The 14,366-nt window shown below is 64.0% G+C and carries 13 protein-coding genes; 8 read left to right on the forward strand and 5 right to left on the reverse strand.

Going from position 1 to position 14,366, the window contains the following annotated elements:
• Complete coding sequence (gene rsxA / locus BFX80_RS05985) at window positions 1-582, reverse strand: electron transport complex subunit RsxA (RefSeq protein ID WP_077374196.1); 582 nt, start codon at window positions 580-582, stop codon at window positions 1-3.
• Between the two features lie 341 nt (window positions 583-923).
• Here rsxA and BFX80_RS05990 point away from each other — a divergent pair, with 341 nt between their 5' ends.
• Window positions 924-1,424 (forward strand): DUF3465 domain-containing protein, encoded by a 501-nt coding sequence (locus BFX80_RS05990; protein ID WP_084208216.1) that lies wholly within the window; start codon window positions 924-926, stop codon window positions 1,422-1,424.
• Window positions 1,425-1,560: 136 nt separating this feature from the next.
• Here BFX80_RS05990 and metG read toward each other — a convergent pair whose 3' ends face one another.
• Entirely contained in the window at window positions 1,561-3,612 is a 2,052-nt protein-coding gene (gene metG, locus BFX80_RS05995) for a methionine--tRNA ligase (RefSeq protein ID WP_084208217.1), read from the reverse strand.
• A gap of 247 nt (window positions 3,613-3,859) precedes the next feature.
• Here metG and BFX80_RS06000 point away from each other — a divergent pair, with 247 nt between their 5' ends.
• The gene (locus BFX80_RS06000; RefSeq protein WP_084208218.1) at window positions 3,860-4,333 is read left to right on the forward strand and encodes a tellurite resistance TerB family protein; all 474 of its coding nucleotides are present in this window, start codon (window positions 3,860-3,862) and stop codon (window positions 4,331-4,333) included.
• Between the two features lie 122 nt (window positions 4,334-4,455).
• Here the strand turns inward: BFX80_RS06000 and BFX80_RS06005 are convergent, their stop codons facing one another.
• Entirely contained in the window at window positions 4,456-5,160 is a 705-nt protein-coding gene (locus BFX80_RS06005) for a cell wall hydrolase (protein WP_084208219.1), read from the reverse strand.
• A 404-nt stretch (window positions 5,161-5,564) separates the two neighbouring features.
• On the opposite strand from BFX80_RS06005, the gene BFX80_RS06010 reads away from it, so the two are divergent.
• The 4 genes from BFX80_RS06010 to BFX80_RS06025 all read left to right on the forward strand — a co-directional run bounded on the left by BFX80_RS06010 (window position 5,565) and on the right by BFX80_RS06025 (window position 10,197).
• Window positions 5,565-6,278 carry an RNA pseudouridine synthase gene (locus BFX80_RS06010; protein WP_077374181.1) on the forward strand — a complete coding sequence of 238 codons (714 nt, stop codon included), beginning with the start codon at window positions 5,565-5,567 and terminating at the stop codon, window positions 6,276-6,278.
• 169 nt (window positions 6,279-6,447) lie between these two features.
• On the forward strand, window positions 6,448-7,248 hold the full coding sequence (gene apbC / locus BFX80_RS06015; protein WP_084208220.1) for an iron-sulfur cluster carrier protein ApbC: 801 nt from the start codon (window positions 6,448-6,450) through the stop codon (window positions 7,246-7,248).
• Window positions 7,249-7,375: 127 nt separating this feature from the next.
• Window positions 7,376-7,942: a dCTP deaminase gene (gene dcd, locus BFX80_RS06020; protein ID WP_043334107.1), complete on the forward strand. Its 567-nt coding sequence runs from the start codon at window positions 7,376-7,378 to the stop codon at window positions 7,940-7,942.
• Between the two features lie 263 nt (window positions 7,943-8,205).
• Window positions 8,206-10,197 carry an autotransporter outer membrane beta-barrel domain-containing protein gene (locus BFX80_RS06025; protein WP_084208221.1) on the forward strand — a complete coding sequence of 664 codons (1,992 nt, stop codon included), beginning with the start codon at window positions 8,206-8,208 and terminating at the stop codon, window positions 10,195-10,197.
• A 146-nt stretch (window positions 10,198-10,343) separates the two neighbouring features.
• Here BFX80_RS06025 and purN read toward each other — a convergent pair whose 3' ends face one another.
• Window positions 10,344-11,120 carry a phosphoribosylglycinamide formyltransferase gene (gene purN, locus BFX80_RS06030; protein ID WP_084208222.1) on the reverse strand — a complete coding sequence of 259 codons (777 nt, stop codon included), beginning with the start codon at window positions 11,118-11,120 and terminating at the stop codon, window positions 10,344-10,346.
• Window positions 11,117-12,199: a phosphoribosylformylglycinamidine cyclo-ligase gene (gene purM, locus BFX80_RS06035; RefSeq protein ID WP_077374169.1), complete on the reverse strand. Its 1,083-nt coding sequence runs from the start codon at window positions 12,197-12,199 to the stop codon at window positions 11,117-11,119. Before purM ends, purN begins: the two co-directional genes overlap by 4 nt.
• Window positions 12,200-12,507: 308 nt before the next feature.
• Between purM and BFX80_RS06040 the strand changes: the two genes are divergently transcribed.
• Both BFX80_RS06040 and hda read left to right on the forward strand, forming a co-directional pair.
• The gene (locus tag BFX80_RS06040; protein ID WP_127734819.1) at window positions 12,508-13,617 is read left to right on the forward strand and encodes an AI-2E family transporter; all 1,110 of its coding nucleotides are present in this window, start codon (window positions 12,508-12,510) and stop codon (window positions 13,615-13,617) included.
• A 37-nt stretch (window positions 13,618-13,654) separates the two neighbouring features.
• On the forward strand, window positions 13,655-14,353 hold the full coding sequence (gene hda, locus BFX80_RS06045) for a DnaA regulatory inactivator Hda (RefSeq protein WP_084208224.1): 699 nt from the start codon (window positions 13,655-13,657) through the stop codon (window positions 14,351-14,353).
• The last annotated feature ends 13 nt before the right edge of the window (window positions 14,354-14,366 follow it).

Genomic DNA, 14,366 nt, shown 5'->3' on the forward strand with positions numbered 1-14,366 from the left:
TCAGATCTGCACCAGTCCGGAGAAGCCGAGGAAGGCCAGCGACATCAGGCTGGCGGTGATCATCGCGATGGCCGGGCCCTGGAAGGGGCGTGGCACATCGGCGAAGGCCAGGCGCTCACGCATGGCGGCGAACAGCACCAGCACCAGCGAGAAGCCCACGGCCGCACCGAAACCGTAGAGCGTGGCTTCCATGAAGCTTGAATTGCGGTTCAGGGTCAGCAGCGCCACGCCGAGCACCGCACAGTTGGTGGTGATCAGCGGCAGGAAGATGCCCAGCACCTGGTAGAGCAGCGGACTGGTCTTCTTGACCACCATCTCGGTGAACTGCACCACCACGGCAATCACCATGATAAACGCGATGGTGCGCAGGTACTCAAGCCCCAGCGGCGCGAGGATGAAGTGGTAGGTCAGGTAGGCGCACATCGAGGACAGAGTGAGCACGAAGGTGGTGGCCAGCGACATGCCCATCGCCGACTCCAGCTTGTTGGAGACCCCCATGAACGGGCACAGGCCGAGGAACTGAACCAGCACGAAATTGTTGACCAGGATGGTGCTGATCAGGATAAGAAGGTATTCACTCATCAGGGGCGTCGCTCGGTCAGGGTGTTTCGAAGGCGCTCTGGTGTACGGTCGACAGGCATGACGCTGCGCTAGCAGAAGATCATGGCGCGTCGCTGTCGTGCGCAGTCAGGATGCGGCACGTCAGGAAGGAGCGTCGAGCGCGGCAGCATTATACGCAAGATACTGCCTGCCGACAGCCTGTAGCGTGGCAATCAAGGCGCAGTGTTGCCAGTGTGAGACGGCCATTGTTTCGTGTTTTGCTTGGTTCTTGAAGTAATAAAGAAGAATTCCTTTATTACTTTTTATGATTTTGGCGTTGCCAGTGTCTCTTCATCCTCAAGGGATTGCACAAGGAGTGGGATATGCGTCGATCGGGTTCGCGCGGCAGGCGGCCGTTGTGGGTCATTGTCATCGTGGTCATCCTGGCGGGAATTTCCCAGCTGACGGGCAATGGCAACCTTTCGCTCACACAGTGGTGGAGCGACTTCCGCTCTCCGCAGGCCGCGCAGGAGCAGGGCACCGGCTCCGCGGATGAGCAGCGCCTGCGCGATGCCATCCGCGCGCAGCAGAGTGATGTGCAGGTGCGCGGCACGGGGGAGGTGATACGCCTGCTCCGGGATGATCTCAAGGGCAGTCGTCATCAGAAATTCCTGATTCGAGTGGCAGGCGGGACCACCATTCTGGTGGCGCATAACATCGATCTCGCGCCGCGTATCGACAGTCTTCAGGTCGGGGATCGCATCGGCTTCTACGGGGAATACGAGTGGACCGACAAGGGCGGCGTGATCCACTGGACGCATCATGATCCCGGTGGCCGCCATGTGGGCGGCTGGCTGGAGCATGCCGGCCGTCGTTACGAGTGATCGTGATACTGCCGAGTCCTTAGCCAGATGCCTGAACGACAACGCCCCGCCAGAGACTCTCTGGCGGGGCGTTGTGCTGAAGAGCCCTCAGCATGTTGCAAAGAGTCCTCAGCGTGTTGAAAGAGCCCTCAGTGCATCAAGTGACGCGCTGACCCGGCTTGGCACCGGTGTGCGGCTCCAGCAGGTAGATGCCTTCGTCATCACCGGCGGCCAGCACCATGCCTTCGGAGACACCGAAGCGCATCTTGCGCGGTGCCAGGTTGGCGACCATCACGGTCAGGCGGCCTTCCAGGGCTTCCGGCGCGTAGGCGGACTTGATGCCGGAGAATACGGTGCGCGTCTCGCCACCGATATCCAATGTCAGCTTGAGCAGCTTGGCCGCCTTCTCGACGTGCTCCGCCTTGACGATCTTCGCCACGCGCAGGTCGGTCTTCATGAAGGTGTCGAAGTCGATCTCCTCGGCGATCGGATCGGCGTCGAGCGGGCTCGGCGCGGCGGCAGCTTCCGCCTTGGCGGTGCCGTCCTTGATCTTCTGCTCCTCGACCAGCACTTCGCGCGAGGCTTCGAGCATCTTGTCGATGCGCTCCGGCTCGACGCGGGTCAGCAGCGGCTTGAACTTGTTGATGGCATGATCGGTCAGCACGCTTTCACGGCTGGCCCAGTCCAGGCTCTCGAGGTTCAGGAAGTCGCGCGCCTTGTCGGCCAGCTCCGGAATCACCGGCGCCAGATAGACCATCAGCTGACGGAACAGGTTGATGCCCACGGAGCAGACCTCGAGCACTTCCTGCTCGCGACCGTCTTCCTTGGCCATCGCCCACGGCGCCTTGTCGGCGATGTAGGTGTTGGCTTCATCGGCCAGCTCCATCACCTTGCGCATGGCGCGGGCGAATTCACGGGCTTCGAAGTCCGCCGCGATGCCTTCGCCAGCGGCGATGAAGCGCTCGACCAGCTCCGGCTCGGCGCAGGTGGCGGACAGCTTGCCGTCGCCCAGCTTCTTGACGAAGCCGGCACAGCGGCTGGCGATGTTGACCACCTTGCCGACCAGGTCGGAATTCACGCGGGCGGTGAAGTCCTCAAGGTTGAGGTCGAGGTCATCGACGCCGGAGGTCAGCTTGGCGGCGAAGTAGTAGCGCAGGTATTCCGGGTTGAGGAACTGCGCGTAGGTATCGGCCTTGATGAAGGTGCCGCGCGACTTGGACATCTTGGCGCCGTTCACGGTCACGAAACCATGGCAGTTGACGCCGGTCGGGGTGCGCATGCCGGCACCTTCCAGCATCGCCGGCCAGAACAGGGCGTGGAAGTAGACGATGTCCTTGCCGATGAAGTGATAGACCTCGGCGTCGGAATCGGCCTTCCAGTAGCTGTCGAAGTCGATGCCCTGCTTCTCGCACAGGTTCTGGAAGCTGGCGAGATAGCCGATCGGCGCGTCCAGCCACACGTAGAAGTACTTGCCCGGCGCGTCCGGAATCTCGAAGCCGAAGTACGGTGCATCGCGGGAGATGTCCCACTCGGCCAGACCCGCCTCGAACCATTCCTGCAGCTTGTTGGAGATCTGGCTCTGCACGCGGCCGCTCTTGGTCCACTCCTTGAGGAACTCGGCGAAGTTCGGCAGCTTGAAGAAGTAGTGCGTGGAGGTGCGCATTTCCGGGGTAGCACCGGAGATGGCCGAGACCGGATCGATCAGCTCGGCCGGCGTGTAGGCCGCGCCACAGGCTTCACAGTTGTCGCCATACTGGTCCTCGGTCTTGCACTTCGGGCAGGTGCCCTTGATGAAGCGGTCGGCGAGGAACAGGCCCTTGACCGGATCGAACATCTGCTCGATATCGCGGGTGGCAATATGGCCGGCATCACGCAGCGCCAGATAGATGCGCTCGCTGTGGGCGCGGTTCTCCGGCGAGTGGGTGGAGTGGTAGTTGTCAAAGTCGACACCGAACTTGGCGAAATCGGCCTGGTGCTCGTCACTCACGCGCTGGATCAGCTGCTCGGCGGTGACGCCTTCCTGCTCGGCCCGCAGCATGATGGCGGTACCGTGGGCGTCATCGGCGCACACGTAATGGCATTCGTGGCCACGACTTTTCTGGAAGCGTACCCAGATGTCGGTCTGGATGTACTCAAGCAGGTGACCCAGGTGGATCGACCCATTGGCATAGGGCAGGGCACTGGTGACCAGAATCTTGCGCGCTGACATGAGGCCTCGTCTTGACGGTAAAGGGCGCCTGCTGCGTGAAGGGCAGCGGCTCGCCGGAATGACACGTGATAGGGGCGAACGCATCGCCCCGTCGGGATGAGCGCTACTATATCGCGAAGGTGCGGGCGGCGCGAAGGGCGCGTCGCGTCACCAGCAACGCCGCCATGCGCAACTGTGCGGTTGCATCCCTTCCCGGCGCCCTCATGAAGGATGCTATACGCCACTTTTCCCGTTTCTGGAGGTCAGCATGGCAGCTCAACTATCCGTCGCCGGTCAGATCAATCGTCTCATCCGTCAGGTGATGATGCCCGGCAGCAACGCGCGCCCCAACGATGAACCCGGCCCCGAGCTTGCGATGGCCGTGCTGATGTTCGAGGTGGTGCGCGCCGATGACCACCTCGACGTGCGCGAGCGAGAAGCGCTTGCACGCCAGCTGGCCGAGCGTTTCTCGCTGGAGAAGGATGAGCTTGCCAGCCTGTTGTCCCAGGCCGAACAGGATGCCGAACAGGCCACGGATCACTACCGCTTCGTCAAGCAGCTCAACGAGCACATGAGCCTTGAGGAGCGCACCGAGCTGATCGGCATGCTCTGGGAGCTGGCGTACGCCGATGGCGAGCTGGATGCTCATGAGGAGCATCGCATCCGCCGGCTTGCCGGACTGCTGCACGTCAGTCACAGCGAATTCATCCGTACCAAGCTGGCGGCCCAGCCGAACAAGTAAGCGCAGCCGCTCTCATGCAGACGCCCCCGCTGCCAATGGCAACGGGGGCGTCGTGTTTCCGACTTGTGGTCGCAGTGTCGGTAGGCTCTCAACAGCGGTCATCCAGCAACAGCGGCTCGCGCTCAGTTGCGATAGAACAGGTGCTGACCGATGCGCGCGGTGCGCACGAAGCGCTTGGCCCAGTAGGGCGTGGCGTAGCGGGCGTGGAAGTAGAGCGCGCCGTCGGTGACGTCTTCCAGCTGATGGTTGAGCGCCTGACGGGCCACGTCGCGTGCCTCGGCGTAGGCTTCCGGCTCGCGAATCCTGTCGGAACGCCCGTCACACCACCAGGAGAACTGGCAGCTGCCGCTCTCGCCGCCCTGCTTGACCACGCCACAGAGGCTGTCGGGGAAGCGCGGGTCGGCGGCGCGGTTGATCACCACGTTGACGATGCCCTGCATGCCGCTTCGGCCTTCGCCCTTGGCTTCCCAGTAGGCGGCGCGCGCCAGACAGGTCAGCGGGTCGTCCACCGGTCGCTGGCCATTGGGGTCGATGGCGCGGGCGCCGGCCTTGGTCAGCAACAGCTCATCGGGGATATCGTCCTGGCCTCGCACCAGCAGGCTCTCGAGGCGCTCGGCCTTGGCGGCGGCGCTGACGGCATTGGCAGCGGCAGGGGTGTCCGAGGCCTGTGGCGCCGAGCAGCCAGCCGCCAGCGTCAGCCCCGCGACAAGCAGCAGATGACGCAGTCCACGCAGCGTGGCGTGGCGGTCGATGCCGGCAATGCCGCGGCGCGGTGCCGGGGGTGTAGCGTGGGCACGCACGGGGTGCGCGGATGTCGATGGACGCATGCAGTTTACCTGTAGACATGTCCTGTAGGCTTGGGGTGGTGTGCCAATCTAGGCAGTGACACAGGCATCCCCCGGCGTGATGACCCTTCGGGCGCGATCGAGCAGTAATGGTCGCATGAGGGCGAGTCGCACTGACGCGCCATCTTGCCCGATGTCATTCGTTCGATGCCCCTTGTCGGCTTCAACGCAACTCTGACGCAGCTCAGACGACGACAGTCGGGAAGAGTTCCCTGCCGCCATTGAATCACGCCGGGCGGCGGCGGGCATTCTCCCGTGTCATCGCGCCGGCATGTCGTTATCATGGCCGGTCTTCGTGATTGTCCATCGTGCATCACACTTCGTCATCCTGCGCTGGTGCGTGCCATTACCTCCGGTTGCTAGCGTCGCTGTCCTTGAGAGTTTCCATGACTGAACCCGTCCGTCTATCCAAGTTCCTGGCCCATCAGCAGGGCATTTCACGTCGTGAAGCCGAGCATCTCATCGCCCAGGGCGTGGTGCGAGTCGCGGGCGAAGTCGTCGAGGCGCCGTTCTTCAAGGTCACGGATGAGGAAGTCACGGTCGATGAGGGCGCCAGCATGGAGCCCATCGCGCCGATGACTCTGGTGTGGTATCGCCCGCCGGGCGCTCCGCTGCCGGACCCGCTCACCCTGCGTGACGGCGCGCCGCGCAGTGCGCTGGACAACAGTGGTGCCGACTGGCTCAAGGTGCATTTCCTGTCCCAGCAGCCGCTGGCGGAGCTGGCCGAGCAGGAGTCCGGCCTGGTGGTGTGGTCACAGAATCGCGGCGTGATCCGCAAGCTCGGTGATGACCTGGACCAGCTGGAGCAGGAATACGTCGTCGAAGTGGAAGGGACGCTTGATGACGACGGCCTCAAGCGTATCGGCTTCGCGCTGTGCGCCGACATCCGTGGCCGCAAGCCCAAGGTCAGCATCAGCTGGCAGAGCGATACCCGTCTGCGCATCGCCATGAAGCGCGTGCCGGTGGGCGGTATCCGTGGCGCGGTTGAGGAGCAGGGCCTCAAGGTCATCGAGGTCCGTCGTCTGCGCCTGGGCGCGATCCTGCTGGGCCGCATGGCACCGGGCGAGTGGCGTTTCCTGCCGGTCGACGTGCGTTTCTGATTGCCCCCGGGGGCATGGTTTCCTTGGACATGGTGCATCGGCTTGGCCCGTATCGCGGTGGCAGGCATACTGTGCCCATCGTGTTCCACGGCTTTTTTCGCTGACAGTTCAGACGTCTGCGCCTGCTGCGTTGACCGCGCGGCGCAGGCCGTCACAGGAGTTTCAAGATATGGAAGGTATCAAGCACATCGTGGCCGTCGCCTCCGGCAAGGGTGGCGTCGGCAAGTCCACCGTGACGGCCAATCTGGCACTGGCGCTGGCTCAGGAAGGTCTCAAGGTCGGCCTGCTGGACGCCGACATCTACGGGCCGAGTCAGGCGCAGATGTTCGGCGTGCCGACCGGTCAGCGTCCGGAGATGGCCGGTGAGCAGGTCTTCAGCCCCATCGAGGCCCACGGCATCAAGACCATGTCGATGGCTTACCTGGTCGACGTGAAGGACCCGATGGTCTGGCGTGGCCCGATGGTCGCGGGTGCCTTCCAGCAGCTGCTCAACCAGACTGCCTGGGGAGAGCTGGACGTGCTGTTGATCGACATGCCGCCGGGCACCGGTGACATCCAGCTGACCCTGTCACAGAAGGTGCCGGTCTCCGGGGCTGTCATCGTCACCACGCCGCAGGATATCGCGCTGCTGGATGCCCAGAAGGGCATCGAGATGTTCCGCAAGGTCAAGGTGCCGGTGCTGGGCGTGGTCGAGAACATGAGCACGCATACCTGCAGCCAGTGTGGCCACAGTGAAGCGGTCTTCGGTGCCGGTGGCGGTGAGCGCATCGCCGAGGAATACCAGACTCGCCTGCTGGGCCAGCTGCCGCTGACCCTGAGCATCCGCGAGAATGCCGATGGTGGTCGTCCCAGCGTGATCGCGGAGCCGCAAGGCGAGGTGGCCAAGTGCTTCCTCTCCATCGCGCGTCAGGTCATCGAGACCCTGGACACTGCCGAGGCGGACGAAGGCCCGAGCATCAGCTTCAGCTGAGCCTGAGCCGACACGCCGTCGTCGCCTCGTCGCGAGGTTTCCAGCGGCGCAGCGGGCCGGTATCATGCTGGCCCGCGTTTCATGGCGCTCACGCGTCTCTCCCCCATCAGTCAGTCAGGTACGCTCGATGAGCATCAAATCCGACAAGTGGATCCGTCGCATGGCCGAAAGCCACGACATGATCGAACCCTTTGAGCCCGATCAGGTGCGCTTTCACGATGAGCGCCGTGTGATTTCCTACGGCACCTCCAGCTACGGCTACGACGTGCGCTGCTCGGATGAGTTCAAGGTCTTCACCAACATCCATTCGGCGACGGTGGACCCCAAGCACTTCGACGAGAAGAGCTTCGTGGACGTGAAAGGCGATTCCTGCGTGATTCCGCCCAACTCCTTCGCGCTGGCCCGTACCATCGAGTACTTCCGCATTCCGCGTAACGTGCTGACCATCTGCCTGGGCAAGTCCACCTATGCGCGCTGTGGCATCATCGTCAACGTGACGCCGCTGGAGCCGGAGTGGGAAGGGCACGTCACCCTCGAGTTCTCCAACACCACCAACCTGCCGGCGCGCATCTACGCCAACGAAGGCGTGGCGCAGATGCTGTTCCTCGAGTCCGACGAAGTCTGCGAGACCAGCTACAAGGATCGCGGTGGCAAGTACCAGGGCCAGCGTGGCGTGACACTGCCGCGTACCTGAGGCACCGGTAGCGGTACTGCTTCCGCTGCCAGCCGCGCCTGTGATTGCCGAAAGCGCCTCCCCCGGGAGGCGCTTTTTCTTTGCGCGAACGCAGGCGAGATCCGTCGCGGATGTGCTGGCTGATTGCTGCTTGCGAGCCGAAGCATTAGTCGGAAGTTGAACGAAACAATCGATTCAATCACTTGTTTTATTGCCTATGCTTGTCTGCAGGCCACCCCAGAGTGGCTGCAGGACGGATACCTCCCACAAGCAAGGGGCACGCCATGCCATCGCGTTCACATCGCGCTGTATTCCCTCCGACCAGCGCCAGCGGTCTGGTCCGACGTTTCACTCTGAGCAGTCTCGCGCTCGCCATCAGCACCACGCTGCTGGCGACTCCCGCGCAGGCCTATTCCGACATCTATCTCTTCGGCGACAGCCTGAGCGATTCCGGGCAGTTCCCCGATACCACCCTGGGCGGCCTCAACAGCCTGCGATTCACCAACCGCAGCGGGCCGGATTACGAGAACTCGCCCTATGGCAGCGTCTCGACCCAGTTGCTGGCCACGGAGCTTGGGCTTGCCGCTGAGCCTTCCACCTCGGTGATCTATCAATTGGCCGGCTTCAGTGACGGCACCAACTACGCCGTGGGCGGCTATACCACGGCGCAGATTCTGGCCTCGGTGACAGATGAAGATGGCTCCGAGGTGGTCATCCCCGCGGGCAGCCCGGGCGGTGGTACGGTGCTCAGGGTCGAGGATGGCTATCTGGTCAGCACCGGCGGCAGTGCCGACCCGGACGCGCTCTATTACGTCAATGGCGGTGGCAATGACTTCCTGCAGGGCGTGATCACCTCACCGGCCACGGCGGTCGCCTCCGCCGGCAATCTGGCCGCGGCGGTGGAGGCACTGGCGGCGGCGGGGGCGACTACCATCATGGTCTCCAACCTGCCGGATGTCGGCAGCACGCCGGCCGGTCAGTCGGCGGGTGCCGCGCAGGCGGCGGGGACCTCCGCGCTGGTGGGCGTCTTCAATGACGCGCTGGGTGAGCGCTTGGCGGCGCTGGATGGTCAGGTCAACATCATCCGGCTCGACACCGTCGGCATTCTCGAGGAGGTACTGGCATCGCCGGCCGAGTTCGGCTTTGCCAGCGACGTGCCGCTGACCCAGGTGTGCTTCTCGGACAGCTGCAACGTCACGCCCTATGGGCTGGGCGGAGCTGCAGAAGACCCGGACTCCCTGCTGTTCAATGACGGGGTGCACCCGACCACCGCCGGCCAGGAGATTCTCGCCGACTACGCCTATGCGATGCTCGCCGCGCCCTCGGTACTGGGGTTGGCGCCGCAGCTGGGCACGGGGGCGCTCAATGCCAGTCAGCGCAGCCTCGCCGATGAATTGCGCCCCGGGGCGCAGCATCCGCAGGCGGGAGGGGAGACGGGCGTGCGTGTGTTCGCCATCGGCTCGGCCACTGGCGGCACCGGCGATGGCGAGAGCTCCACCGGCCAGCAAGGCGTTGACAGCGAACAGCGCGGCGCGGGTGTCGGCGTGATGCTGCCGCTGGACAACGCGCTCGGCCGCGCCTGGGGCGGGGTGGCGGTCAGTCAGCGCCATGCGGACTTCGATGTCGACGACGGCAGTGAGCTTGAATTGGAAGGTCAGGTATTCAGTCTGTTCGCCCGTCAGCAGCTGGGCAGAGTTGGCATGCAGGCAGTGGCCAGCTACGGTGACTTCGAGTACGACCTCGACCGCCATGTCGCGCTGGGCCAGTCATCGCGCACCCTGTCCGGTGAGACGGATGGCGATGGCTTCAGCGCCGAGGCGCGTCTCGATTATCGCCTCACCGCCGCCGATTCGCTGTGGTACAACGCGCCCTTCGTGGCCTATCGCCACACCGAGTCCGACCTCGATGGCTACACCGAATCCGGCTCCGCCGCCAATGCCCTGAGCGTCTCGGATCAGACGCTGCGCGATCGGCGTGTCGAGCTGGGCTTCATGGTCGATCGCGCCGTCGCGGATGGCTTCGGCCTCTACGGGGAGCTGGCCTACGGCAAGCGTCTCGATGACGACGCCGAGAGCGCCGAGGTGCGTCTGGCGAGCCTGCCGACCAACGCCTACAGCGCCGAGGATCTCGATCGCGGCAGTGACAACTACCTGCGTGTCGATGGCGGCTGGCGCATGCAACTGGGCCGCAATGCCATGCTGCATCTGGGGGCAGGGTTCGAGACATGGGATGAGGTGACGGCGCGCGGCGAGGTGGGCGTGAGTTATACCTTCTAGAAGCGCAAGCGCCGAGAGAGAAGGGAAGCGTGAGAGACAAGAAGACCCCGTGACATTGGCATGTCGCGGGGTCTTCTGTTTTCAGCTCGCTGTCGTCAGTTCGCTGTCAGTTCAGCCTGCCTTGTCAGCAAGGCAGGCAGTGCGGATCAGTCTTCTTCGCCTTCCGGCAGCTCATCGCTGAGCTCTTCTTCCACATCGGCGTGGGAGAGGCGCAGACCGCCCACCGGCAGGTCATGGCCGTCGAGCTTGGCCACTTCGCCGTCGAGCTTCAGGCGGCCTTCGAGGAACCAGCGCACCGCGATCGGGTAGATCAGATGCTCACGCGTGTGCACGCGTTCCTTGAGGCTGGCTTCGTCATCACCTTCCAGCACGTTGGCGACGGCCTGGATCGCCACCGGGCCACCGTCGAGCTCTTCGGTGACGAAGTGCACGCTGGCGCCGTGTTCCTTCTCGCCAGCTTCCAGAACCTTGCGATGGGTATCAAGGCCCGGCCAGGCCGGCAGCAGTGACGGATGGATGTTCATCAGTCGGCCGAAGAAGCGCTGCACGAAGATCGGCGACAGGATGCGCATGAAGCCGGCCAGCACGATGAGGTCCGGCTCGTGGCGTTCGATCACCTTGATCAGGGCGCCATCGTAGTGCTCGCGATTCTCGTACTCGTCATGCGGCAGCACCACGGCATCCACGCCCGCTTCGCGCGCACGCACCAGGCCGTAGGCATCGGCCTTGTTGGAAATCACCGCGACCACGTCGCCGCCCAGCTCATCGTGCTCCTGAGCCTCCAGCAGCGCCTGCAGGTTGCTGCCGCTGCCGGAGATCAGTACCACGACGCGTGGGCGTACCGGCGTGTCATCCGCCTCGAAACCGTTGCCGAAGCCGCCGAGAGTGTCACCGTTGGAGGCGTTGGTAGTCGGTTCGATCATGCGGACAGATTCTCAAGCTGGACCTGTTCTTCTTCGCCCTTGCGTGCACGGATGGCGCCGAGGGTGAAGACCGTCTCGCCCTGGGCTTCCAGGTGAGCGCGCGCGGCATCGGCATCCGCCGCGGCCACGACGACGACCATGCCGACGCCACAGTTGAGCACGCGGTGCATCTCGTGCTCCTCGACATTGCCCTGCTGCTGCAGCCAGTCGAACACGGCCGGACGCTTCCAGCTGGCGACGTCGATCTCGGCGGTGCAATCATGCGGCAGCACGCGCGGGATGTTCTCGAGCAGGCCACCACCGGTGATGTGGGACATGGCATGCACGCTGACATCGCTTTCCTTGAGCAGGGACAGCAGCGGCTTGACGTAGATGCGTGTCGGCGCCATCAGGGCGTCAGCCAGCGGCTGGCCGTCGATCTGCTGCTCCAGCAGCGAGGCATCGGCGACTTCGAGAATCTTGCGGATCAGCGAGTAGCCGTTGGAGTGCGGGCCGGAGGAAGCCAGACCCAGAATCACGTCGCCTTCGCCGACCTTCTTGCCGTCGAGGATTTCGGACTTCTCGACCACACCGACGCAGAAGCCGGCCAGATCGTAGTCACTGCCTTCGTACATGCCCGGCATCTCGGCCGTCTCGCCGCCGACCAGTGCACAGCCGGACTGCAGGCAGCCTTCGCCGATCCCGGTGACGACGTCAGCGGCGATGTCGACGTCCAGCTTGCCGGTGGCATAGTAGTCGAGGAACTGCAGCGGCTCGGCGCCGGCGACCACCAGATCATTGACGCACATGGCGACCAGATCGATGCCGATGGTGTCGTGACGGTTGAGGTCCATGGCCAGGCGCAGCTTGGTGCCCACGCCATCGGTACCGGTGACCAGCACGGGCTGGCGATAGCCTTGCGGCAGTTCGCACAGGGCGCCGAAGCCACCCAGACCACCCATCACTTCCGGGCGGTGAGTGCGCTTGGCGACACCCTTGATGCGTTCCACGAGGGCGTTGCCTGCATCGATATCGACACCTGCATCCTTGTAGCTCAAGGAAGTCTTGCTGGGCGAGGAGTCCTGGGGGCGTTGCGTCATGTGAGGTTCCTGTCGGTGCGGCCTGAGCGGTGAGACACGATCGATCGGGGGAAAGAAAGGCGGCTATTGTAGCATTGCGCTTCACGGCTGACACCGTGGCGTTTCACAAAAAATGGCCATGATGTGAAAGACACGCCCCGAGCGCTTTCCTGAGGGCGCGCCAGTCCCTTTGGCCATCTTTCGTCAGGCGGGTCGTCCCGTTCGCCGGGCGCTTGTGGGTGAGTCAGTGACAGGCAACAATGGGGGCATGCGTGGACCGTCGGCGACATGCCGCCTGTGAGCCACACAGCTTGTCTCAAGGAGTGATGATGCAGCGTAAATGGTGGTTGCTGGCCGCAGGCGTGGCCCTGCTCGGGTTGCTGGTTCTGCTGGAGCCGATTCTGATGCCGTTCTTCATCGGCATGATTCTCGCCTATCTGGGCGACCCGCTGGCCGACTGGCTGGAAGAGAAGGGCCTGTCGCGCCGACTGGCCGTCAGCCTGGTGTTCAGCGTGCTCTCGGTGGTGCTGCTGATCGCGCTGCTCATTCTGGTGCCGCTGCTCGGGCGTCAGCTGGCGCAGTTGATCAGCTTCATGCCGATGGTCTTCAACTGGATACGCGAGACGATCCTGCCGGAAGTGCAGGCCTTCACCGGCATGGATTTCAGCGCCGATTTCGATCAGGTGCGCTCGCTGCTGCTGGGCAACTGGAAGGAAACCGGTACCTTCGCCGCCGCCTTCCTGGGCACCGTCTCCAAATCCGGGCTCGCCATGGCCATCTGGCTGGGCAACCTGGCGCTGATTCCCGTCGTCACCTTCTATCTGCTGCTCGACTGGGACCGCATGAAGGAGAAGCTGCAGGGGCTCCTGCCGCGCCACATGGAGCCGACCGCCACGCGGCTGGCCCATGACTGCGACGAGGTACTGGGGGCCTTCCTGCGCGGGCAGCTGCTGGTGATGCTGAGTCTGGGCATCGTCTATGCCATCGGCCTTGCCATCATCGGCCTCAAGTTCGCGCTGCTCATCGGGCTGGTGGCGGGGCTTGCGAGTATCGTGCCGTATCTGGGGGTCATCGTCGGGGTGTTGATCGCGGCGACGGTGGCCTTCTTCCAGTTCGGCGAGTGGTGGGCGCTGCTGGCGGTGGGCGGTGTCTTCGCGCTGGGACAGCTGCTGGAAGGCGTGGTGTTGCAACCCCTGCTGCTGGGCGACAAGATTGGCCTGCACCCCGTGGCGGTCATCTTTGCCGTCATGGCCGGCGGGCAGCTGTTCGGGTTCACGGGCATTCTGCTGGCGCTGCCGGTAGCCGCCGTGATCATGGTGCTCTTGCGTTATCTGCATGATCGCTATAAAAACAGTACTTTATATGATCAACAGCGTGATTCTCGCCCCGTGGCCGCCAGTGAGCCACCCGCGTCTTCGGCGGCAGAGGATACCCAGTGATCGAGAGAGATCACGGCAACAACAACCAGCATGACGGATGGCAATGACACAGGGACAGATGGCACTCGGCGTCGGGGTACGCGACGCCGCGACCTTCGACAACTACCACTTCACCTCCACCTCGCTGGCAGAGGCCCTCAAGGGGCAGCTTGCTGACGGCGGGGAGCCCTTCGTCTATCTATGGGGCGGTGAGCAGAGTGGGCGTAGCCATCTGTTGCAGGCGGCATGCCATCTGGCGGGAGAGCAGGGCAAGCGTGCCTTCTACCTGCCGCTCAAGGAGATTGGCCACTTCCCGCCGCACATGCTGGAGGGGTTGGACGAGATGGATCTGGTCGCCATCGACGACCTCGAGAGCGTGATCGGCCGCAAGCGCTGGGAAGAGGCGCTGTTCCACCTCTACAACCGCCTGCGTGACAGTGGCCGCCACCTGCTGGTCAGCGCCAGCTGTGCGCCGCGCCTGCTTCCCGTCACCCTGCCGGATCTGGCCTCACGCCTCTCCTGGGGCGTCACCTTCCACCTCTCCGGGCTGGATGACGCCCAGCGCCTCGAGGCGCTCAAGCTGCGCGCCAAGGACCACGGCCTCGCGCTGCCCGATGAAGTCGCCCGCTACATCCTGCATCGCGGGCCGCGCAGCCTGCCGGGCCTGTTCGCCGCGATGATCGAGCTCGACAACGCCTCGCTCTCCGCCCAGCGCAAGCTCACCATTCCCTTCGTCAAGCAGACCCTCGGCTGGTAGACGCCGCGCCTGC

Origin of the sequence: Cobetia marina (assembly GCF_001720485.1) — a bacterium.
In the GTDB taxonomy this organism is placed as follows: Bacteria; Pseudomonadota; Gammaproteobacteria; order Pseudomonadales; family Halomonadaceae; genus Cobetia; species Cobetia marina.

Excerpts from the sequence above, each read along its gene's own strand:
- BFX80_RS06000 (WP_084208218.1), top strand. The coding sequence starts at position 3,860 with ATGGCAGCTCAACTATCCGTCGCCGGTCAGATCAATCGTCTCATCCGT.
- BFX80_RS06040 (WP_127734819.1), top strand. The coding sequence starts at position 12,508 with ATGCAGCGTAAATGGTGGTTGCTGGCCGCAGGCGTGGCCCTGCTCGGG.
- rsxA (WP_077374196.1), bottom strand. The coding sequence starts at position 582 with ATGAGTGAATACCTTCTTATCCTGATCAGCACCATCCTGGTCAACAAT.
- BFX80_RS06005 (WP_084208219.1), bottom strand. The coding sequence starts at position 5,160 with ATGCGTCCATCGACATCCGCGCACCCCGTGCGTGCCCACGCTACACCC.
- apbC (WP_084208220.1), top strand. The coding sequence starts at position 6,448 with ATGGAAGGTATCAAGCACATCGTGGCCGTCGCCTCCGGCAAGGGTGGC.
- dcd (WP_043334107.1), top strand. The coding sequence starts at position 7,376 with ATGAGCATCAAATCCGACAAGTGGATCCGTCGCATGGCCGAAAGCCAC.
- BFX80_RS06010 (WP_077374181.1), top strand. The coding sequence starts at position 5,565 with ATGACTGAACCCGTCCGTCTATCCAAGTTCCTGGCCCATCAGCAGGGC.
- purM (WP_077374169.1), bottom strand. The coding sequence starts at position 12,199 with ATGACGCAACGCCCCCAGGACTCCTCGCCCAGCAAGACTTCCTTGAGC.
- purN (WP_084208222.1), bottom strand. The coding sequence starts at position 11,120 with ATGATCGAACCGACTACCAACGCCTCCAACGGTGACACTCTCGGCGGC.
- hda (WP_084208224.1), top strand. The coding sequence starts at position 13,655 with ATGGCAATGACACAGGGACAGATGGCACTCGGCGTCGGGGTACGCGAC.
- BFX80_RS06025 (WP_084208221.1), top strand. The coding sequence starts at position 8,206 with ATGCCATCGCGTTCACATCGCGCTGTATTCCCTCCGACCAGCGCCAGC.
- BFX80_RS05990 (WP_084208216.1), top strand. The coding sequence starts at position 924 with ATGCGTCGATCGGGTTCGCGCGGCAGGCGGCCGTTGTGGGTCATTGTC.
- metG (WP_084208217.1), bottom strand. The coding sequence starts at position 3,612 with ATGTCAGCGCGCAAGATTCTGGTCACCAGTGCCCTGCCCTATGCCAAT.